The following is a 19,725-nucleotide window of genomic DNA, read 5'->3' as shown; positions in this document are numbered from 1 at the left end:
CAGTTCATCGTGATTGCTCGTGGAGCAAACAATGCGCTTCTACAGAGGGAAAGTGGGGGTTTGTGGTGCCTTGCGGGGCTTCGTGAAGCACTCAATTGGCCTGCCCGGAGGGGATCGAACCCCCGACAACCTGCTTAGAAGGCAGGTGCTCTATCCAACTGAGCTACGGGCAGATTTCCGGGTCGGGCAGAAGCGAAAAACGCGCGCCGAAGAAAAAATGCTGGGACGGGCGAAGAGATTCGAAACTTCGACCGTCTGATCCCAATGCAGGGCGACATTCCAAGCAAATCAACGACTTAGCCGCTTCTTCTGCAGACCGGGAAGGCCGGATTCTACCCACTTCTTCGCCTCGCCCCCTCAGTCAAGCGCATCGCAAAAACACGCAATAGCTTCATGTCGATCGGCGGCATCAATGCAATGAAGGCCGCTCGCGCGGCTGCATTGCCGTCGAGCATTCAGGACCACGTGTTTGCCTGGAGACAGCCAGTGCTGTCGATGGAGCAAAAGCAAGCTCAAGCGGCACCGAGCCGCTTTCGGTCGACGCACCGCCGAGCGTCAGCGCCCGTCGTACATCAGCCGCCAGACGTTGCACCCGCTTGTGCACTGCGACGCCGGATAAGCCTGTGCGGCAACGACCGGCTCGGCAGAACGGGACAGGTCGGCGGGGCCGCTGTTCGGCGAGGGTGTGCCACCAAACGCGAGGGCAGTCACTCCGGCTGCAACCACTTTCGTAACCATCAACATGTTCGTCTCCAACAGTGGGTCACGCTTCCAACATAGACCTGCAGGAGGCAAAAATCGCGGGTGTTTACCCTGAATCTCTTCCTCGAGATTCGGGTTTCTTCACGGCACTTCGCCTGTGCGAAAGGCGGCCGCGAGGGGCCTAGAGAAAAGTGCCGCCGTCCGCCGTTTCGACCGGATCGTCGGCCTCTTCCCGTGGACCGATGTTCAGGTTTTCCGACAGCCCCTTCAGCACGGCATAACCCGCCTGCAAGGCATCGACATAAGTGGAGAAGCCTGCGGCCGCCTCCATCAGCGGCTCGAACTCCATCGAGTGGTCGAAGGATTCGAGCAATACCCAGAAATAGTCGCCGCCGTCGTGCTGGTCCACGGTCAGGGCGATGGAGATCAGTTGGCCTGTCATGCGCGCATGGTGGCGCGCTCAAGTGACAGGCCGAAGAAACGAACGCACGGGAAGTGCCGGTTGCCCGACCACAGCACCGGTCATCGCCAAAGCACTACATCCCTACGCGCGGAAGGCCTTCACGTCGAATCGCGCAATCGGCGAAGCTTGCGGTATGCCCACCGCGAATTCACGGCCGCTTCAGCTTTCCGGATGGCGCCTTGCGGCGTCGATCTACACGGCCGTGGGCATCGTGTGCATCCTGGCCTGCGCCATCGTTCCGGAAAGCGACGTGGGCATGCTCGTCGCCATCGTGGGCGGGCTTCCATGGTCTTTGAGCCTGTTGACCCTGGGCCTGTCGCCCGGGATCGCCCATACGGCGCTGCTGCTGCTCGCCGTGAGTTGGGCAATCAACGCAGCGCTCTTGTGGTGGCTGGCGCTGCGGCAACGGCGGCGGCAAACGCACCGCATACCGTCGCATCCGGCATAGCGGCTCAGTCCCCGTCGACGACGGGGTTCGACAGAAGACCCACGCCTTCGATCTCGACTTCGCACACATCGCCGGCCTTCATGAAAACCTGCGGCTTGCGCGCCAGGCCCACGCCCGAGGGCGTGCCGGCAATGATGATGTCGCCCGGTTGCAGCGCGAACGGTTCGGAGCACACCGACACCAGCGTGGCAACGTCGAAGATCATGTCGCGCGTGTTGGCGTCCTGCAGCACTGTGCCGTTCAGGCGCGTCTGCAGCTTCAGGCCGGCTGCGCCCGGCGGCAGTTCGTCGGCGGTGACGAACTCGGGGCCGAAGGAGCCAGAGCGGTCGAAGTTCTTGCCCATCATCCATTGCGCCGACTTGAACTGGTAGTCGCGGATCGAGCCGTCGTTGAACACCGAGTAGCCCGCCACATGGTTCAGCGCGTCGCCCTTCTTGATGTAGCGGCCGGCCTTGCCGATCACCACCAGCAACTCGCCTTCGTAGTCGAACTGCGTCGACACGTGTGGGCGCACGATCGGCTGGTTGTGGCCGACCCACGATGAGGGAAAGCGATGGAACAGCACCGGGTAGGTCGGCGGATCGAACTTGCTCTCGGCCGCGTGGTCGACGTAGTTCAGGCCGACCGCGATCGCCTTCGATGGCGACTGCACGGGTGGCAGCCAGTCGATGCCGGACAACGGCAGGCGCGTGCGCGCGGTGTCGCCGGCGCGCTTTGCGGCGGCCATCGCATCGGGACCGGCGCGCAGCAGCTCGTCGAGCGTGGCGGGCAGGCCTTCGGCCGTGAGGTTGACGACTTCCTTGTCGAGACGCAGGCCGAGAGTGGGCTTGCCGTTGTGTTGAAAGGCCAGGAGACGCATGTTGGATTCCTTGTCTGTGATGCGGATTGAACGAAGAGGCAGGAGTCAGGCCTTGGCAGGCTCGATCTCGAAATTGGTGATGAAGTCTTCAGGCACCCTGGGGCCCCAGGCGTAGAAGGAGTCTTCGGGCGGGTGGTCGCCGGCGGCCCAGTCGAAATCGCCGGGCACGTAGTCCATGTCGCAGGAGTACTCGCAGTAGCTGCCCCACGGGTCGCGCACGTAGTGGAAGTAGTTCGAGCCCAGTACGTGGCGCCCTACTCCCCAGCCGCGCACGTGGCCGGCGGCGAGCATCTGCTCCATGCCCCGGCCGACCTCGTCGATGTTCGCAACGTCCCAGCTCAGGTGATGCAGGCCAGGGCCGGCCGACTTCGCCATCGCGATCAGGTGGTGATCGCTCCCGTGAACCCCATGCATGAAGACGATGTGGTCGCCCGAACGGTCCGTCACGCGCAAGCCCAAGGCTTCTTCATAGAAGCGAAGGGCCTCGGGCACCTGGGCGCAGAACAGCAAGATGTGCGAGAGCCGGCGCGGGTGCACCTTGGGAATGCGCGCCCGGTTCAGCGAGGCGCCGGTGCCGGTCGGCGGGCGCGGTTCAGTGGCCAGTTCGCTCCGGTCGTCCGGCGCGCTCTTCGCGGCCACGACGATCTGCACCGGGTAGCCCTCCGGGTGCTGCACCCACAGGCCGCTGTCGTCGCCCAGCGGATGCGGCGCGCAACGCGGCACGCCCAGCCGTTCGATGCGCGCGGCGATGGCATCGAAGTCTTCCGCGAAGCAGGCGAAGCGCAGGTACTGCAGCTTTTTCACGCCGGGCGCCTGGTACAGCGAGCCCCAGGCATGCGGATGGCTCTCGGTGTACAGGTCGAGCCGGGCACCCTCGCGCCGGGGCGCCAACCCGAAGGCATCGTAGAAACGCTCGGCCTCATCCAGGTCGGGCACGGTGAAGACGAAGCTGTCGAGCGAATGAACGCCATGCAGCGCCGCGCGATGCGGGCTCTTGCGGGTGCGAAGCTGGATCTGGGCCATGTCGTGTCTCCAATCGATTCTGCGTGCTCGCCTGAATAATATATTATTTTTCTTTTAACCTATTATTTATCAATCAAAGGATCATTAGAGGCAACAAGTATGATCAGCCGATTTCGCTGAGACGGAAGTGCGATGAACGAGAAAACGAAGGGTTTGAGCCAGACGCGGCAGGTGTTCACCGAGCTGCGCACATCCATCGTGGGCGGGCGGCTGCTGCCCGGCTCCAAGCTCAACATCGCGGCACTGGCAGAAGAACTCGACGTGAGCGCCGGTGCAGTGCGCGAAGGCCTGGCGATGCTTGAAGCCGAGGCACTGGTGGTGTCGGAGCCGGCCCGTGGCTACCGCGTGAGCCCGATCTCGGCAACCGACCTCGAAGAACTGGTGAAGGCACGCATCGAGATCGAAAAGCTCTGCCTCGCCGAAGCCATCCGCCACGGCGACCTGGCCTGGGAAGGCAGCGTGGTCGCCGCGCACCATCGCCTCACGCGCCTTGCTGAACGCGACACCGCGCTGCCCACCATGCTCAGCACCGACTGGACCGCGGGCCATGCGGAGTTCCACAACGCGCTGGTGGCGGGCTGCCCGAACAGCTGGCTGCTGCGCATGCACCAGATGCTTTATCAGCAGAGCGAACGCTACCGGCAACTGTCGGCGCCCCTCTCCATCGAGAAGCGCGACGTGCGCGCCGAACACCAGGCGCTGGTCGATGCCGTGCTGAACCGCGACATCCAGGCGGCGCAAACGCTGATCGCCGAGCACCTGCAGATGACCGGCCGCCTGCTGCTGGCTGCGCTGCAGGCGAGTCCATCGTCGAACAAGGACGCGGTGGAAGAGCCGATCAAGCGCCGGCCCTGACGCGGCCCTGGCCGGCCGCGCCGGTCATTGCATTGGCGAATCACAGCTATATCGCGCGCCCTCTTCTGCCGGCGCATGCGCAGGTGCAAGCTCTCGTGATCCATTCACGACAAGGAGCAACGCGATGTTCGCAATGCAGTACGCGCACCGGCTGCCGGCCGACTACGACATGCAGGTGATCCGCCAACGCGCGGCCCAGCGCGGTCCGTTGTGGGACGACACGGAAGGCCTCGCCTTCAAGGCTTTCGTCTTGCAGGAACGCGGTCGACACGGCGCCACGGGCCACCTCTATGCATCGGTCTATCTCTGGCTCGACCCGGCAGCGGCTGCACGCTTCCTCATGGGGGAGCGCTTTCAGAGCGTGATCGATTCCTTCGGGCGACCGCGTGTGGAAACCTGGTTGCCCCTGGATGCGCTCGCGGGCGCCGGCCGCGCGCAGCAGGCGCATTCGCTTCTTCGCGAAGAACACGCCCTCGATGCGGCGGTGGACCGTGCCGCCTTGCAGGCAGCGGAGGCCGAGGGCAATCGCGCGCTGGCTTCAGGGCCGGACACCATTGCGGTCTGGACGGCGCTCGATCTCGCTGCATGGCGGCTGATCCGGTTCACGCTGTCGGCCCGTGCGCCGGAGCATGTAGCCGGCGCCACGGTCTACGAGGTGCTGCACCTGGCAAAGCCCGGCATCGGCCAGCTCGCATGAGCCGCATCCGCACACCTCGCCGCTCGGAGATGGTGCTCGCGCATCTCGCGAGCCTCGGCATCGCGGCAGTGTCGATCTGCGGGCTCGCCGCGCTGGCGGCGGTGGCGGCTCATCGGCTGCTGTCGATGTAGCCGCGTGCGCCTTCGCGTCGCGGACTACACCGCCGTCGACCGGATCGCCGCCGACAGAGAGCGCAATGCACTGCGCCCCTGCGGATCGGACACGCTGGTGTGCAGCACCACATCGCGCGACGGCAATGGCGGCAGGCCCAGCACCGGCCCCACGTCGATGGTTCCGAGCGGCGCCACGCGCCGCCCCAGTGCAGCGACCGCCAACCCGGCCGAAACCGCAGCACCGACCGTGAGCACGCCACCGCCCACGAACACCTCGGTCCACGGCACCTTGCCTCCGGCCAGCGTGGCGACCGCCATGCTGCGAACACTGCAAGGCTCTGCCTGCGTGGCCAGCCGCAGCGGCTCGCCCGAGCGGTGCACGAAGTCCGGCGCGGCCATCCAGCCGAACTGTTCTTCGAGCAGCAATTCGCCATCGAGCCGCCGGCTGTCGTGCCGCAGGATGACGACAGCATCGATCACGCCGCGATCGAAAGCATCGAGCAGCTCGTGCGACGTGGAGATGCGCACCTCCATCACCACGTGCGGCTCGGCATCCCTCATCTGCCGCAGCAGCAGCGGCAGCTCAGCGCCCACGATGTGGTGGCTGATGCCGACGACCAGCCGGCGCTGTTGCACGCCGAAGGACTCGAGTGCGCCGCTGTGCGCGGCCAGCAGCTTGCGCGCCGAGGGCAGGAAGGCCAGTCCCTCCGCCGAGAGACGCACCGACCGTGGCGTGCGTTCAAGCAAACGCCGGCCCAGCGCCTCTTCAAGACGCTTGACCTTGAGGCTGATGGCCGACTGCGCGCTGTCCATGGCTTCGGCCGCACGCGTGAAGCTCTTGAGGTCGGCAACCCGCACGAAGGCCTGCACCGCTTCGATGTCGAGCGCCTTCATCGCAAGCCAGCCATTTCGGGGACAAGGGGTCGTGCACGCATTTCGATGCGATCATTTCACAGCGCGCCTCTTCCTGCACCGCGCCTTCACTCTCCAAAAACCAAGGCCTCTTTCATGCCCACTGAATTGCAAGTCAACGCGCCGCTGATCGGCGTTCCCGGCGGTCGCCAGTTGCTCGACACGCCCGCGCTGCTGATCGACCTGCCCGTGATGACGCGCAACATCGAACGCATGGCGGCCTTTGCCAAGGCACGCGGCATCGACCTGCGCCCGCACGTGAAGACGCACAAGTCGGTCGAGATCGCGCGGCGCCAGGTGGCGGCCGGCGCCATCGGCGTGAGTTGCGTGACGCTGGGCGAAGCGGAGGTCATGGTCGAAGGCGGCATCCCCGGCGTGCTGATCACTTCGCCGGCCGTCACGCCGAGCAAGATCGCGCGGCTGATGAAACTGGCGCAGCGTGCCCGTCCCGGCGACGTGATGGTAGTGGTCGACAACCCGCGCAATGTGGATGACCTGGCACGGGCTGCCAGCGAGCTTGCGCATCCGCTCGACGTGCTGGTCGACTACGGCGCCGGCTACAACCGCACCGGCGCCGCGACCGAGGCACAGGTGCTTGAACTGGCGGTGCGCGTGACCGCCGAGCCACGCCTGCGGTTGCGCGGGCTGCAAACCTATGCCGGCAACCTGCAGCACATCGTGGAGCGTGAACGGCGCAGCTCGGCGGCAGCGGGCCTGCGCAAGACCGTGGCCGGCATCGTCGCCGCAGCCAAGGCACAGGGCATCCACTTCGAGATCGTCACCGGTGCCGGCACCGGCACGCACGATCTCGATTCGCAGGAAAACGCATTCACCGAACTGCAGGCCGGCTCTTACGTCTTCATGGATGCCGAATACACGCGTGTGCTCGCCAATGGCGAACAGCCCTCGCCTTTCGAGGTCTCGCTGCTGGTGCAAACGGCCGTGGTCAGCACCAATGCGGCCGAATGGGTGACGGTCGATGGCGGCAGCAAGTGCTTCTCGACCGACAGCGGCGTGCCGCTGGTAGCGCATGGCGTCGATCCTGCGAGCCGCTACGCCTTCTTCGGTGATGAGCACGGCAAGTTGATGTTGCCGACCGGACCAAGGCCCACGCTCGGTGCGCGCATCGAGTTCGTCACGCCGCATTGCGACCCGACGGTCAACCTGCATGACGCGTTCCACGTGGTCGAGGGCGACACGCTGGTCGCCATCTGGCCGGTAGACGCGCGCGGCAAGCGGTAGGCGTCGCCCGGCATAAGAAAACTCGAAAAGCGTATTTCACAGGCGGGCGTTGCAGGGGCACAGTCGGCGCCCGTCTCTCTCTTTTCGCGGGCAGTCAAAGGCTGTCCGATCTCCATGGCCTCCATCCAAGACACGCCAGACCTCGCAGCGCATGCAGTGAGGCCGCGTCCCGCTGCGATCCACGCGCCCTTCTCTTCGCAGCAACTCGCCGAACGTTTCCGCCCGATCTTTATTCGCATTGCCGAGCACGCGGCGCAGCGCGAGAACGAGCGCGAGCTGGCCTACGAGCCCGTGGCCTGGCTCAACGCCGAACGCTTCGGTGCGCTGCGCGTGCCCCTCCAATACGGCGGCCTTGGTGCCTCGGTCGAGCAGTTGTATGACCTGCTCATCGAACTCGGCGAGGCCGACTCCAACCTGCCACAGATCCTGCGCGCGCACTTCGGCTTCATCGAGCGCCTGTTCGCGGAAATCGACCCTGCGTTGCACGGCCCGTGGATGCGCCTGGCCGCCGAAGGCGTGATCTTCGGCAACGCCACCACCGAACTCGGCGACGGCTCGCTCAAGACAATGCAGACCACGCTGAAGCGCGACGGCGATGCGTGGCGGCTCGACGGTGACAAGTACTACAGCACCGGCACGCTGTATGCCGACTGGATCTCGGTGTCTGCCCAGCGGCTGAACGACGACGGCAGCAGCGACCGCGTGATCGCGCTCGTGCCCTCGGAGGCGGCCGGCGTGGAGCGCGTCGACGACTGGCGCGGCTTCGGCCAGCGCCTGAGCGCTTCGGGCACCACGCGCTTTCGCAACGTGCGCGTGAAGCCCGAGAACGTGCTGCTCTACGTGCGCGACCAGCCCACGCCGCTCACCGCGCATTTCCAGCTCACGCACCTGGCCACGCTGGCGGGCATTGCACGTGCCATCGTGCGCGACGCGGTGGCCTTCGTGCAGCCGCGCAAGCGCGTCTACAGCCACGGCAGCGGCGACACGCCACGCGAAGATCCGCTGGTGCAGCAGGTCATCGGTCAACTCGCGAGCACGGCGTTCATTGCGGCCTCGACCGTGCAGGCGGTGGCACGCGGCCTGGGCGACATCGACCGCTTTCTTCAGCGCGGCGAAACCGTTCCCGAGAGTCTGCTGTTCGAGGTGGAACTCAACACCGCCAAGGCACAGGCTGGCATCGTCGATGCGGTGCTGCAGGCCGGCACGCGGCTGTTCGACATCGGCGGCGCCTCAGCGCTGCAGGAAGACCGCCGGCTCGACCGCCACTGGCGCAATGCGCGCACGCTGGCTTCGCACAATCCGACGATCTACAAGGGGCGCGTGGTGGGCGACCATCTGCTCAACGGAGCAAGGCCGACTTTCTACTGGGCAGTGGGCGCGATCGCATCTTGAAGAAGATGCATGCATGCATGAAGGTGCGCGCAATCCCGGCCAGCGCTTACAGTCTGCGGTCTTCCAACCGGACCCGTACCTCCCATGCACCGATTGCTGCTCGCCCTTCTTCCCATCACCCTCGCCGCCTGCGCGACAGCCCCTGTGACGGGCGTGGTACGGCTCTACGACGGGATCTTGCGCGCGGGGAGTAAGCAGGAAGCCGAGGCCTATTGCGGCATCGACGGCAAACCGATCTGGTTCCTGGAGCAATCCGATGCCCCGAACACGCCGGGCAATGGCGTGCTTTTCAGGTGTGATTGAGCGTCAGGCTCAGACGCGCGGCAACGCCGCCAGGTAGGTGGACACAACGATCGCGGCTGCGCGGTCGAGTTGCAGGATGTCTCCCACCTCGAAGGCGTGCGGCGCGGTGCGTCCACTCGAACCGAGTGGCTTGCGGATCTCGACAAGAACTTCAGCCGCCAATTCGCGGTCGCTGCGCGGCCGGCCATCGGGGTGCATGACCCATTCATCGACTTGATCGAATGGAATGCTGCGAAAGACCCCGACTATGGGGATGTACTTGTAGCGATCCTCGCCCACCAGAATGGGCACGCTGAGGTTACAAAAAAACGTGGTCGTCGACATGCAGGATCGCCGTCGCTAGGCAAAGTCCTCGATTGTTAATGACTGTGACGCAAGGAGCCATCCTCCCGAAGACCGCCCACACGGGAAGGCGTGACCTTCTGCACACAAATTGACTCCATTTTCATCCATCATCCCTTTAAAACAACTACTTTATTCTTACACAAAGACACTCAGAGTGCACTTTTCGGCATTTTTCGCGCGCGAGTAGCAAAAAATGCTCCCGAATTCGAGAAAAGAACGGGCGCCGATGAGGGCCTGCAAAGGTGGTGGGGTGCGAGGTTGCGCGAAGAGTCTGTTCCACGGCAAGCCGTCCTCGGGAATACCCCGCCCGGCGTCGTGCGGGCGCGCAACACCAGAGGGTTCATGCGGGTTTGCATGCCCCTCCCATCAACGTCGCGGCGATTGCCGCCGAGGGTTCGTCAGCCGGGCGCGTTGAAGCGCGGTGCGCGGCGCTCGATGTTGGCCTTCACGGCCTCGACCTGGTTCGGACTGCCGATCAATGCTTTCTGCTCGACCGATTCGGCCATCAGCAACTCCGCGGCACTCTGCGCCAGTGAGGCATTGAGCAACCGCTTGCCGGCGCGAATGGCATCGGGGCTCTTGCCCGCGATCTCGTGCGCCATCTGCAAGGCCTCGGCCAGCGGGTCGGCCGAAAGGCGCGTGGCGAAGCCGATCCGCAAGGCCTCTTCGCCCAAGAAGATGCGGCCCGTGAACGTGAGTTCGCGCACCACGTCGTTGCGTGCCAACTCGCGCATCAGCACCATGCCGGCCATGTCGGGCACCAGTCCCCACTTGATCTCCATGACCGACAGCTTGGCGTCCGGCGCCACGATGCGGATGTCGGCGCCCAGCGCCACCTGAAGGCCGCCACCGAAGGCCACGCCGTGCACCGCTGCGATGACCGGCACCGGCACTTCGCGCCAGACCATTGCCACCTGCTGCGCGGCGTTCGAGATGCCATGCGTGCGCTTGAGCAAGTCGGTGCCTGCAGCGCCCTCCCCCAGCACGTCGACACCGCCTCCCTGCTGCTGCATGCGCTCGAAAGACGCCATGTCGAGGCCCGCGCAGAAAGCCTTGCCGCGACCCGAGATCACCACTGCACGCACTGAGTCATCGCCACGCAATGCCTCACCGGACTCGATCAGCGCATCGAACATCGCCGGGTCCAGCGCGTTCATCTTGTCGGCGCGTGCAAGCTGCAGTTCCACCACGCCATCGGGGTGGCGGGTCCATTCGATGCGGCGATCGGTCATGAGGCATGTCTCCTGGGCGGTTCTTTGGGCCAGTATCGCCCGGCATGGCGCTGGGCGATGATGGCGGCTGTCGCCTACACAACACTTCTGCCATGCCGCTGGACCGCCGTCACTTTCTTCTTCAATCGGGTTCGGCTGCCGCCGTGGTGGCGCTGTTCGGCCAGGGCTGTGCCCTGCCTTCCGTCGCACGCCAAGGCACTGCGCCCGGCTTCACCAGCGTGCCCGCGTCCCTTCGCGATGCCGTCGTGGTGCCGACCGAATACGAATGGCAGGTGCTTTACCCGTGGGGCACGCCCACCGGCATTGCCGGGCAGATGCCGGCCTTTGCGCCAGATGCGAGCAACAGCGCCGCCGACCAGGCCGTGCAAGCCGGCATGCACCACGACGGCATGCATTTCTTCGCGCTCGACGCGAGCGGCGATCGCGGCCTGCTGGTGATGAACCACGAATACACCGACGAGCAACTGCTGCACGCCGACGGCATCAAGACCTGGACGGCAGAGAAGGTCCGCAAGTCGCTGCACGCGATGGGCGTCTCGGTGATCGAAATCCGCCGCACGCCCACCGGCTGGCAGCAGGTGCAACCCTCGCCTTTTGCGCGCCGCGTGCACGGCAACACGCCCATGCGCATCACCGGCCCGGCCGCAGGCACGCCGCTGATGCGCACCGCCGCCAACCCGGCCGGCGACGCCGTCTTCGGCACCTTCGCCAACTGCGCGATGGGCGTCACGCCTTGGGGCACCTACCTGACCTGCGAAGAGAACTTCCACGGCTACTTCGGCGGTCCGAAGGAAGCGGCGAAAGGCATGACACACGCGCAGCGCCGCTACGGCACGGTGCCGGGCTCGCAATGGGTCGAGTACTGGCGCTTCGATGAGCGTTTCGACCTGAGCCGGCATCCGAACGAGCCGCACCGCTTCGGCTGGGTGGTCGAGATCGATCCGTTCGATCCGACTTCCACGCCCATCAAGCGCACAGCCCTGGGCCGCAAGCGCCAGGAAAGCGCCACCTGCACGCTCGCCAAGGACGGCCGCGTGGTCGTCTACATGGGCGATGACTCGCGCTTCGAATACATCTACAAGTTCGTCAGCCGCGACAAGGTACGCCCCGGCACCGACGCCGCCGCACGCGCGGCGAACCGGCATCTGCTGGACGACGGCACGCTCTACGTTGCGCGCTACGACGCCGGTGGCCGTGGCCAATGGCTCGAACTCGCGCACGGCCGCGGCGGGCTCGACGCCAGCAAGGGCTTTGCCGACCAGGCCGAAGTGCTGATCCACGCACGCCTTGCAGGCGACACCATGGGCGGCACGAAGATGGACCGCCCCGAATGGATCGCAGTGCATCCGCAAAGCGGCGAGGTGTACGTCACGCTCACCAACAACAGCCAGCGCGGCGATGCCGGCAAGCCCGCGCCCGATGCGGCCAACCCGCGCGCCAACAACCTCTTCGGCGGCATCCTGCGCTGGCGCGAGGACGCTGGCGACGCCGCCAGCACCGGCTTTGCATGGGACCACTTCGCACTGGCGGGCGACCCCGCGCAACCGGGCAGCGACGCGCGCTATCCCTCCGGTGACGCCGACATGTTCGGCAGCCCCGACGGCCTGCATTTCGACAGCGGCGGCCTGCTCTGGATTCAGACCGACATGAGCGGCCAGGTCATCGGCAAGCCGCCCTATGCGTCGCTGGGCAACAACCAGATGCTGTGCGCAGACCCCGCCACCGGTCGCATCCAGCGCTTCCTGACGGGGCCGAACGGCTGCGAAATCACGGGCTGCGTGGTCGCGCCCGACCGGCGCACGCTGTTCGTCAACATCCAGCATCCGGGCGAAGCGCGCGACGACGGCAGCGCCATGCCGAACAGTGCTTGGCCTGATGGCAAGGCATCGGGCAGCGTGCGGCCCCGCTCGGCCACGCTGGCGATCCGGCGGCGCGACGGCGGTATCGTCGGCACCTGAAACACCCCACGAGACAAGACAAAAGAAGGACCACGCCATGAGCATCCGCATCGTTCGCCTCGGCACACCACGCGCACCCGGCGAAGGCCTGCGTGTCGGCACCGTCCGGCGCCCGCCGCGCGGCGTTCCCAAGACGGAGTTCGCCTCGCAGGACTGGTACGACGTGTGGTACCCGAACCTCGCACCTTCTGTCGAGACCATGAAGCAGGCGCAGGAAGCGGAAACGCCCGCGCAATGGAACGCCTTCGTGCGCAAGTTCAAGGCCGAGATGGCGCAGACCGACGCGAGCCGCAGCCTCGACCTGCTCGCCGCGCTGTCGCACGGCACCTCGCTCGCTGTCGGCTGCTACTGCGAGGACGAATCGCACTGCCACCGCTCGGTGCTGCGCGGGTTGCTGGCCGAGCGCGGGGCGGACATCGCGGGCTGAGTCAGACCTGCGGCGCGGCCAGGAACACCGGCAGGCTTTCCGCCTGCGCGGAGTACGCCGCCAACACCGGAAAGTCTCCAGGCGCGACGGCATCGGGCAGCAGCAACTGCGTGAACGCCCAGGCCACGGCGGCGGACACACCGGCTTGCGTCATCGTTCCTTCCTCGCCCGACAGCGGATGTGCGGCCACCTCATGTTCAAGCGCCGAATACGCCGCGATGAGCTGGCCGTGCACCCGGTCGAGCCATGGCTGATGCTGCTTCTCAGCCGGCCGCAGGTTGCGTTCGTAGACGATCTGCACCGTCTTCTCGCACGCGGCCAGCGCAAGCCCGATCACCCGCGTCGCACGGAGCCGTTCGGTCGCATCGCGCGGCATGAGGCTGCGGCCGCAGGTTGCTTCGGCGTGGTCGATGATCAGCGTCGAATCCATCAGCACGGTGCCGTCGTCGCACACCAACGTGGGCGCCTTCACTACCGGGTTGATCTCGCGGAACTGCTCGAAGGTGCTGAACACCGAGACCGACCGGTGCACGCACGGAACACCGAGCAGCCGCAGCGAAATGGCGGCGCGCCGCACGAAGGGTGAGTCGAGCATGCCGACGAGTTGCATTGTTTCTCCTAAAGAAGGAGCGCCACGATACCGGCCGCTGCGTTCGCGCCGAATGGCAATCCATCGAAAATCGGACCCGCAAACCGATCACCCATCGGCGACTGCCAACACATCGCCCGGAACGCACACATGAACATCGACAAGAAGGATCGCCTGATCCTCGAAGCCCTGCAAGCCGACGCGCGCCAGAGCCTGGCCGCGCTCGGCAAGCGCATCGGCCTTTCGCAGCCTGCCATGAGCGAGCGTGTGCGCAAGCTGGAAGACGCCGGCGTGATCGAGGGCTACGGTGCCCGCGTCAACCTGCGTGCGCTGGGTGTGGGCCTGCAGGCCATCATCCGCATCGAGACCACGCATGCGGGCATCGCCAAATACCTGAAGCTGTTCGACGCCATGCCCGAGGTGCTGAGCGCCGACCGCGTGACCGGTGAAGACTGCTTCATCGTGCGCTGCGCGATTGCCGAGCCGGCCGACCTGCAGCGCGTGGTGGACGCACTGGCAGTGGACGGCGCGGTGACCACATCTCTGGTGCTGTCGAGCCCGGTGAACAAGCATGTCACCGTGCATGCGGCGAAACTGCCGAAGAAATAAGGCCCGTCTTTGCGATCTTGTTTAAGGCTTGTTGTTCGGAGGCGCTGCTGTTCAGGGCGTCGCTCACGCCGATACGGTGCTCTTTTTCGCGAATGTCCCCCGCTTCGCTCCTCCTTTATTTCGCGAAAAAGAGCACCGTATCGACGTGAGCGGTCAGAGCACTTGTTAATCGGCCGCAAACGCAGAGCGTGCCCAGGTGCGAATGACGCCGGGTGCTCCCCGCAGCGAAATAAAGGAGGAGCGAAGCGGGGGACATTCGCGGAGGGGAGCACCCGGCGTCATTCGCACCCGCCCTGAACTGCCCACGCACCTCACCCGAACAGGCATCAGCAAGGTCCTGAACGAATCGCAAACAACGCCCCCCGCAGCCGTTCAGCGCTGCGCCTTGTCCTTCTGGTTCTGCGCCTCGATGCGTTCGCGCGCGGCCAGCCAGTCGGCGTCGCTCCACTGGCGCAGCTCGTAGAAGTTGCCGCCGGTGGCCAGTGCATTGCCGCCGTCCATCATGATGCTCTGTCCTGTGAGCCAATCGCACTGGCCCGGTGCCATGAGGAAGGACGCGAGATTCTGCAGCTCGCTCATGCGACCGGTGCGCGCCATCGGGTTGTTCTGCTTGCTGCGCGCGCCGGGCTCTTCGCCGGGATTCAGGCGCTTGCTCATGCCTTCGGTCGGAATTTCGCCGGGGCCCACGGCGTTCAGGCGGATGCCATGGCGCGCCCACTCGACCGCAAGCGACTTGGTCATCACGTCGATCCCGGCCTTGCTCATGGCCGAGGGCACCACGTAGGGGCTGCCGTTGTCGACCCAGGTCGTGATGATGCTCATGACACTGCGGAAGGCATCGCCCTGCTTCCACTCGCCCGACTTGGATTGCGCCACCCAGCGCTTGCCCACGGCCTGCGTCACGTAGAAGCTGCCGTGGAACACGATGTTGGCGACGGCGTCGAAGGCGCGCGGCGAAAGGCTTTCGGTCGGCGACACGAAATTGCCCGCTGCGTTGTTCACCAGCCCCGTGAGGCCGCCGCTCTGGAACAGGCTCTCGACCATCTCATCGACGGCCTGTGCCACGCGGATGTCGACGCCGAAGGTGTCGACGCGCCGGCCCGGGAACTGCTGGCGCCATTCGGCTGCCGTTGCCTCGCAGACCGACTGGCGCCGGCCGCAGATGGCCACGTCGGCGCCCAGGCTCAGGAAGCGCTCGGCCATCGCGCGACCGAGGCCAGTGCCGCCGCCGGTCACGAGGATGCGCTGGCCGCTCATGAGGGAAGCTTCAAACATGTTTGTCTCCTTGTCGTTGCGGCAGCGGCAAGGAAGAGCGCCACCATCGTGCATGCTACGCGCGCCATCGGCGCGGTGGCTTGCGGAATCTGGCTCCCACGCCGCGCACGCGGGCGAGAATCATCGCCATTCGACAGCCATCTGTTCCTGGAACACGCCCATGCCAAGTTCTTCTGCCCCGTCCCTCCAGCCGCTTGCAGGCGTGCGCGTCCTGAGCCTTGCGCTCAACCTGCCCGGCCCGGCCGCGCTGTTGCGTTGCCGCGGGATGGGTGCCGATTGCCTGAAGCTCGAACCGCCCGGCGGTGACCCGATGGGGCTCTACAACCGGCCCGCGTATACCGCGCTGCACGAAGGCATCGCCATCCAGGCTGCGGACCTGAAGACCGAGGCGGGACAGCAGCAGTTGCACGCCGAACTCGCGAAGACGGATGTGCTGCTCACGTCTTTTCGCCCCTCGGCGCTGCGCAAGCTGGGCCTCGATTGGCCCGCGCTGCAGGCGCGCCACCCGTCGTTGTCGCAGGTCGCCATCGTCGGCGCGCCGGGCGAGCGCGCGGAAGAGCCGGGCCATGACCTCACCTATCTCGCCGAAAGCGGCCTCGTGACCGGCACCGAGTTGCCGCCCACGCTCTATGCCGACATGGGCGGCGCCCTGCTCGCGAGCGAGGCGGTGCTGAAGGCCGTGCTGCTGCGCGCCCGCGCCGGCACAGGCGACAACAACAAGGCCGGCGGCGTGTACCTCGAAGTCGCGCTGAATGCCTCGGCCGACTGGCTGGCGCTGCCACGCACATGGGGCCTGACACAGCCTTCGGGCGCAGTCGGCGGTGCCCATGCGGGCTACCGCGTCTATCCCTGTGCCGATGGCCGCGTGGCCGTCGCGGCGCTGGAGCCGCATTTCGCGGCGCGCCTTTGCGAAGCGGCGGGCGTGACGTCGCGCGACATGCTGGCATCGGCCACGCACGATGCGCTGGCCGCCTGGTTGGCAAGCCGTACGCGCGCTGAACTGGAGGCCATGGGCCGCGAGCGCGACGTGCCGCTGCTCACGCTGGCCGACTGACGCGCCGCAACGCAGCCGCGTCGTTCAGCGGGCGGGGCCTTCGCGCTTGCGGTCTTCCCGCTTGAGCGCGAGATACGTGTCGAGGTCGACCTCGTGCAGTTGCCGCGGATACTGTTCGGCCGCCGCGAACCAGTAGCGCTCGCGGCGCTCGGACTGGTCTTGCGCCGGGGCCGCCAGGAAGGCGTCGAGCGTGAGGAAGTAGCGCATCGCATTGCGCTCGACCAGCCCGCGCAGGCCACGGATGTACTCGGGCTGGCCGTCCGGGCCCTTGCCTGTCGGCGTGAAGCCCACCTTGTCGCGGCCAAAGGTCGCCAGGTAGGCCTGGGTGCCGAGCCGCACCATCATGTTGTGGTCGTAGCTGTAGCTGAAGTGCAGGAAGCTCTTGCGCTCGTCCAGCGCCACAGCTTCGAGCGTGACGCGGTAGTTGCTCGTGCCCAGCGGTCCGCTGGCAGCCGTCATCTCGACCGACAGGTGCTCCGGCGCGGCGTTCACGATCCGATAGACGAAGGGCAACTCGAAGGCCTGGTCGACCGGCTTGTCGTAGCGGCGCACCACGTAGAGCGTGAGCGTCTCGCGCCCCTGCGGCGACGTGCCCGTGCGGCAACGGCGGTTGTTGATGTGCAGCGCAAGCACGTCGCACCAGCGCGCCGCCCCCTTCAGCGTCGAGCTGATCTCCGAGAGCGAATGGTCGACCACCGCATAGACGTCGCCCTGCAGGCCGCCGGACGTTTCCTCTGAATCGAGCTGCACGGGACGGCCGAAGCTGCTGTGATCGAGCTTGTCGCTCATGCGCTGGTGGGCGGCACGCAAGGTCTGGGCGGGCGTGGCCGACGCAGCCGGCGCGGCCTCGGGCGCCGCCGCCAGCACCGGCAATGCGGCAGCGAACAGCACGACGCCCGCCAGGGTGCGCATCCATGGGGCCGGCGTACGGAGCGAATGACTCATGGGGTCACACCATACAACGGAGTGCTCTCATTTGCGCTCAGGCGACTCCCGTATCTCCCTTTCGCCTGACCAGCAAGAGCATTGCACCGGCCAGCAACACGGCTCCGGCCCACTGGCGCGGCGCCATCGGCTGTGCCAGCAACAGCGCCGCCAGCACGGCCGCCACCAGCGGCTCGATCAGCGTGCCGACCACGGCTGCGGTCGGCGACAGCCGGCGTGCGCCCCAGGCGAATGCGAGGTAGGCCACCGAGGTCGTCACCACGCCCGTGTAACCCACGCCGAGCCATTGCGCCGCACCTGTCGGCCATGTGATGCCGCCGGGCCATGCGATCACCAGCATGCACAGCGCCGCCACCCCCATGCCCCAGGCCGATGCCGTGATGGCCGGCACCCGCACGGGCATGCGCGCATTGCCGAGCACCACCATCGCGTAGCAGAACGCGGAGCCGAAAGACCAGGCCAGCCCCACCGCATGCCCCGGTGCCAACGGCCCCCAGCCCGCCGCGGGCATCACGAGCAGCAGCACGCCTGCCAGTGCGAGCAGCACCCCCGCGAGCAGTCGCACGCCGAAGCGCTCATAGCCGCGCAGCACGGACACCAGCGCAACGATCACCGGCGCGCAGCAGATCGAGATGACCGTCGGCAGTGCCGCACCCAGATGCGCGATGCCTGCGAACCAGCAACTCACGTTGAGCGCCATGGCCGCGCCCGTCGCCACGATCTGGAAGCGCTCGCGCCCTGCCAGGTCGGCCCAGCGCGCGTCTGGCCTGGCGGGCGCCCGCCAGTACAGCCACCAGAGCAGCGGAAGCCCCAGCGCGAAGCGCGCCAGCGACAGGCTCTGCGGCGCGATGCCGCCATCGATCAGGAATTGCGCCACCAGCGCACCGCCGCCCCACAGCGCACCGGCCAGCAACACACCGCCCCAGGCCAGGGCGGCAGACATTCTTGCGTTCATTGTTGAAAGTTCTCCATGACGCCCGCCGCTTCCGTCTCTTTGCAGAGGGCAGGCAAGACCATCCAGCCGTCATCCGGCCTTGACGAAGAAGGCGGACGGCGGCGACCACTTGCGGGTCTGAGCGCGGCACGAGGCGCGCGTCAGCTGCGGGTCGAGGGAGGGGGAGAACGGTACAGAGCCATGGCAACGATCTTAGGCGCTTGCGCGCAGACTACGCCTCCGGGATGCTCCCAACCCACCCCTTCAAGGAAACACACATGCCACTCGTTCGAATCGACCTCTCCAACGACAGCCCCGAGACGCTGGGCGGCGCCATCGGCGACCTCATCTACCAGGCGATGCGGGACACCCTCAACGTACCGGCGGACGACAAGTTCCAGATCATTGCGCGGCACGACGCGAGCGAGCTTGTTCGTCCGGCCAGTTACCTGGGCATCGAATACTCGGCGGGCTTCGTGGTGATCCAGATCACGCTGAACCAAGGCCGCTCGGTCGATCTCAAGAAGGCTTTCTACCGGCGCGTGGCCGACGATCTGCACAGCCAGCTGGGCATCCGACGGGAGGATGTCTTCATCAATCTGGTCGAGGTGGTGAAGGAGAACTGGTCGTTCGGCAACGGGGAAATGCAGTACGCATAACGGCGAAAATCCCGGCGATGAAACGCCAGGGCACGCTCGTTCGATGGGACAAAGACCGGGGCTTCGGCTTCATTCGTTGTCCTGAAATTTCTGCCGACGTCTTCGTGCACCTGCGCGATTTTGCGGATCGCGGCACGACTCCGCAGGTCGGCATGACGCTGGCTTTTGACGAGATCCATGTGGGAGGCAAAGGGCCGCGTGCCGTGGCGGTTCAGGCGGTCGGCGCGACTCAGCAACAGCGGCAACAACCTCGGCAACGCGCTTCCGGCTCACCGCGTGGGCGAGTCAGTCGCAACGACACCGCACGCGGACGGGATGCTGCGCCCTCCTCTTCCTCAAGGCTGCCAATGGCGATTCTGGTCGTCGGCTACGCCGGCCTGCTCGCTTATGGCGTGTGGGCCGGGCGCATCCCGCCAATCGTTCTTGGCGTGTTGGCGCTGCTCAACCTGTTGACGTTTTTTGTCTACGGGTTCGACAAGAACGCCGCCGCAACAGGCCGCTGGCGCACCGCTGAAAGCACGCTGCATCTGCTCTCGCTGATCGGCGGCTGGCCGGGTGCATGGTGTGCACAACGCCTCCTGCGCCACAAGGTTCGCAAGACGAGCTTCATGGCGGGCTACTGGGTGACGGTGCTGGCCCACATTGCGGCCGTGGCCGCCTGGGTCGGCAAGTTCTTGCCGACCTTCTGA

Annotated in this window: 23 protein-coding genes and 1 tRNA gene; 13 read left to right on the top strand and 11 right to left on the bottom strand. The window is 66.2% G+C overall.

Annotation, left to right across the window (positions count from 1 at the left end):
* Positions 1-96: 96 nt before the first annotated feature.
* Together H7F35_RS27115 and H7F35_RS27110 are read right to left on the bottom strand one after the other, a co-directional pair.
* Positions 97-173: transfer RNA gene (locus tag H7F35_RS27115), tRNA-Arg, on the bottom strand.
* Positions 174-883: 710 nt separating this feature from the next.
* A complete protein-coding gene (locus H7F35_RS27110) occupies positions 884-1,144 on the bottom strand; it encodes a hypothetical protein (protein WP_187109628.1) in 261 nt (86 codons plus the stop codon).
* Positions 1,145-1,298: 154 nt separating this feature from the next.
* Here H7F35_RS27110 and H7F35_RS27105 point away from each other — a divergent pair, with 154 nt between their 5' ends.
* Entirely contained in the window at positions 1,299-1,613 is a 315-nt protein-coding gene (locus H7F35_RS27105; protein WP_187109627.1) for a hypothetical protein, read from the top strand.
* 4 nt (positions 1,614-1,617) lie between these two features.
* Here the strand turns inward: H7F35_RS27105 and H7F35_RS27100 are convergent, their stop codons facing one another.
* Both H7F35_RS27100 and H7F35_RS27095 read right to left on the bottom strand, forming a co-directional pair.
* Entirely contained in the window at positions 1,618-2,472 is an 855-nt protein-coding gene (locus tag H7F35_RS27100; RefSeq protein WP_187109626.1) for a fumarylacetoacetate hydrolase family protein, read from the bottom strand.
* A gap of 45 nt (positions 2,473-2,517) precedes the next feature.
* Positions 2,518-3,495 (bottom strand): VOC family protein, encoded by a 978-nt coding sequence (locus H7F35_RS27095; RefSeq protein WP_187109625.1) that lies wholly within the window; start codon positions 3,493-3,495, stop codon positions 2,518-2,520.
* A gap of 132 nt (positions 3,496-3,627) precedes the next feature.
* On the opposite strand from H7F35_RS27095, the gene H7F35_RS27090 reads away from it, so the two are divergent.
* The 3 genes from H7F35_RS27090 (at position 3,628) to H7F35_RS34880 (ending at position 5,178) form a co-directional block, all read left to right on the top strand.
* Positions 3,628-4,350 (top strand): GntR family transcriptional regulator, encoded by a 723-nt coding sequence (locus H7F35_RS27090; RefSeq protein WP_187109624.1) that lies wholly within the window; start codon positions 3,628-3,630, stop codon positions 4,348-4,350.
* A gap of 124 nt (positions 4,351-4,474) precedes the next feature.
* Positions 4,475-5,047 carry a DUF4865 family protein gene (locus H7F35_RS27085; RefSeq protein WP_187109623.1) on the top strand — a complete coding sequence of 191 codons (573 nt, stop codon included), beginning with the start codon at positions 4,475-4,477 and terminating at the stop codon, positions 5,045-5,047.
* Positions 5,044-5,178, top strand: coding sequence for a hypothetical protein (locus H7F35_RS34880; RefSeq protein ID WP_261803368.1), 135 nt, complete (start codon positions 5,044-5,046; stop codon positions 5,176-5,178). The genes H7F35_RS27085 and H7F35_RS34880 overlap by 4 nt, the downstream gene beginning before the upstream one ends.
* Positions 5,179-5,202: 24 nt before the next feature.
* On the opposite strand, the gene H7F35_RS27080 is transcribed toward H7F35_RS34880, so the two are convergent.
* Positions 5,203-6,054, bottom strand: a complete 852-nt coding sequence (locus tag H7F35_RS27080; protein ID WP_187109622.1) for a LysR family transcriptional regulator — start codon at positions 6,052-6,054, stop codon at positions 5,203-5,205.
* A 114-nt stretch (positions 6,055-6,168) separates the two neighbouring features.
* On the opposite strand from H7F35_RS27080, the gene H7F35_RS27075 reads away from it, so the two are divergent.
* The 3 genes from H7F35_RS27075 (at position 6,169) to H7F35_RS27065 (ending at position 9,009) form a co-directional block, all read left to right on the top strand.
* Complete coding sequence (locus tag H7F35_RS27075) at positions 6,169-7,314, top strand: DSD1 family PLP-dependent enzyme (protein WP_187109621.1); 1,146 nt, start codon at positions 6,169-6,171, stop codon at positions 7,312-7,314.
* 114 nt (positions 7,315-7,428) lie between these two features.
* On the top strand, positions 7,429-8,706 hold the full coding sequence (locus H7F35_RS27070) for an acyl-CoA dehydrogenase family protein (RefSeq protein ID WP_261803367.1): 1,278 nt from the start codon (positions 7,429-7,431) through the stop codon (positions 8,704-8,706).
* An 84-nt stretch (positions 8,707-8,790) separates the two neighbouring features.
* On the top strand, positions 8,791-9,009 hold the full coding sequence (locus tag H7F35_RS27065; protein ID WP_187109620.1) for a hypothetical protein: 219 nt from the start codon (positions 8,791-8,793) through the stop codon (positions 9,007-9,009).
* 9 nt (positions 9,010-9,018) lie between these two features.
* On the opposite strand, the gene H7F35_RS27060 is transcribed toward H7F35_RS27065, so the two are convergent.
* Together H7F35_RS27060 and H7F35_RS27055 are read right to left on the bottom strand one after the other, a co-directional pair.
* Positions 9,019-9,333: a hypothetical protein gene (locus H7F35_RS27060; RefSeq protein ID WP_187109619.1), complete on the bottom strand. Its 315-nt coding sequence runs from the start codon at positions 9,331-9,333 to the stop codon at positions 9,019-9,021.
* A 419-nt stretch (positions 9,334-9,752) separates the two neighbouring features.
* Complete coding sequence (locus tag H7F35_RS27055) at positions 9,753-10,586, bottom strand: crotonase/enoyl-CoA hydratase family protein (protein ID WP_187109618.1); 834 nt, start codon at positions 10,584-10,586, stop codon at positions 9,753-9,755.
* Positions 10,587-10,678: 92 nt separating this feature from the next.
* Between H7F35_RS27055 and H7F35_RS27050 the strand changes: the two genes are divergently transcribed.
* Positions 10,679-12,544 carry a PhoX family protein gene (locus tag H7F35_RS27050; RefSeq protein ID WP_187109617.1) on the top strand — a complete coding sequence of 622 codons (1,866 nt, stop codon included), beginning with the start codon at positions 10,679-10,681 and terminating at the stop codon, positions 12,542-12,544.
* Between the two features lie 37 nt (positions 12,545-12,581).
* Positions 12,582-12,971: a DUF488 domain-containing protein gene (locus H7F35_RS27045; RefSeq protein ID WP_187109616.1), complete on the top strand. Its 390-nt coding sequence runs from the start codon at positions 12,582-12,584 to the stop codon at positions 12,969-12,971.
* A 1-nt stretch (position 12,972) separates the two neighbouring features.
* Here H7F35_RS27045 and H7F35_RS27040 read toward each other — a convergent pair whose 3' ends face one another.
* Positions 12,973-13,581 carry a glutathione S-transferase gene (locus tag H7F35_RS27040; protein WP_187109615.1) on the bottom strand — a complete coding sequence of 203 codons (609 nt, stop codon included), beginning with the start codon at positions 13,579-13,581 and terminating at the stop codon, positions 12,973-12,975.
* A 129-nt stretch (positions 13,582-13,710) separates the two neighbouring features.
* Here H7F35_RS27040 and H7F35_RS27035 point away from each other — a divergent pair, with 129 nt between their 5' ends.
* The gene (locus H7F35_RS27035) at positions 13,711-14,169 is read left to right on the top strand and encodes an Lrp/AsnC family transcriptional regulator (RefSeq protein ID WP_187109614.1); all 459 of its coding nucleotides are present in this window, start codon (positions 13,711-13,713) and stop codon (positions 14,167-14,169) included.
* Positions 14,170-14,541: 372 nt separating this feature from the next.
* On the opposite strand, the gene H7F35_RS27030 is transcribed toward H7F35_RS27035, so the two are convergent.
* On the bottom strand, positions 14,542-15,444 hold the full coding sequence (locus H7F35_RS27030; protein ID WP_187109613.1) for an SDR family oxidoreductase: 903 nt from the start codon (positions 15,442-15,444) through the stop codon (positions 14,542-14,544).
* Between the two features lie 160 nt (positions 15,445-15,604).
* Between H7F35_RS27030 and H7F35_RS27025 the strand changes: the two genes are divergently transcribed.
* A complete protein-coding gene (locus H7F35_RS27025; RefSeq protein ID WP_187109612.1) occupies positions 15,605-16,498 on the top strand; it encodes a CoA transferase in 894 nt (297 codons plus the stop codon).
* Positions 16,499-16,522: 24 nt separating this feature from the next.
* Here H7F35_RS27025 and H7F35_RS27020 read toward each other — a convergent pair whose 3' ends face one another.
* A complete protein-coding gene (locus H7F35_RS27020) occupies positions 16,523-17,443 on the bottom strand; it encodes a hypothetical protein (RefSeq protein ID WP_187109611.1) in 921 nt (306 codons plus the stop codon).
* A gap of 37 nt (positions 17,444-17,480) precedes the next feature.
* Positions 17,481-18,386, bottom strand: a complete 906-nt coding sequence (locus tag H7F35_RS27015) for a DMT family transporter (protein ID WP_261803366.1) — start codon at positions 18,384-18,386, stop codon at positions 17,481-17,483.
* Between the two features lie 269 nt (positions 18,387-18,655).
* Here H7F35_RS27015 and H7F35_RS27010 point away from each other — a divergent pair, with 269 nt between their 5' ends.
* Both H7F35_RS27010 and H7F35_RS27005 read left to right on the top strand, forming a co-directional pair.
* Complete coding sequence (locus H7F35_RS27010; protein WP_187109609.1) at positions 18,656-19,036, top strand: tautomerase family protein; 381 nt, start codon at positions 18,656-18,658, stop codon at positions 19,034-19,036.
* Positions 19,037-19,053: 17 nt separating this feature from the next.
* Positions 19,054-19,725 carry a DUF1294 domain-containing protein gene (locus H7F35_RS27005; RefSeq protein ID WP_187109608.1) on the top strand — a complete coding sequence of 224 codons (672 nt, stop codon included), beginning with the start codon at positions 19,054-19,056 and terminating at the stop codon, positions 19,723-19,725.

The organism is Variovorax sp. PAMC26660 (assembly GCF_014302995.1).
Taxonomy (GTDB): domain Bacteria; phylum Pseudomonadota; class Gammaproteobacteria; order Burkholderiales; family Burkholderiaceae_C; genus Variovorax.
This window is presented reverse-complemented; position numbering and strand designations above follow the sequence as displayed.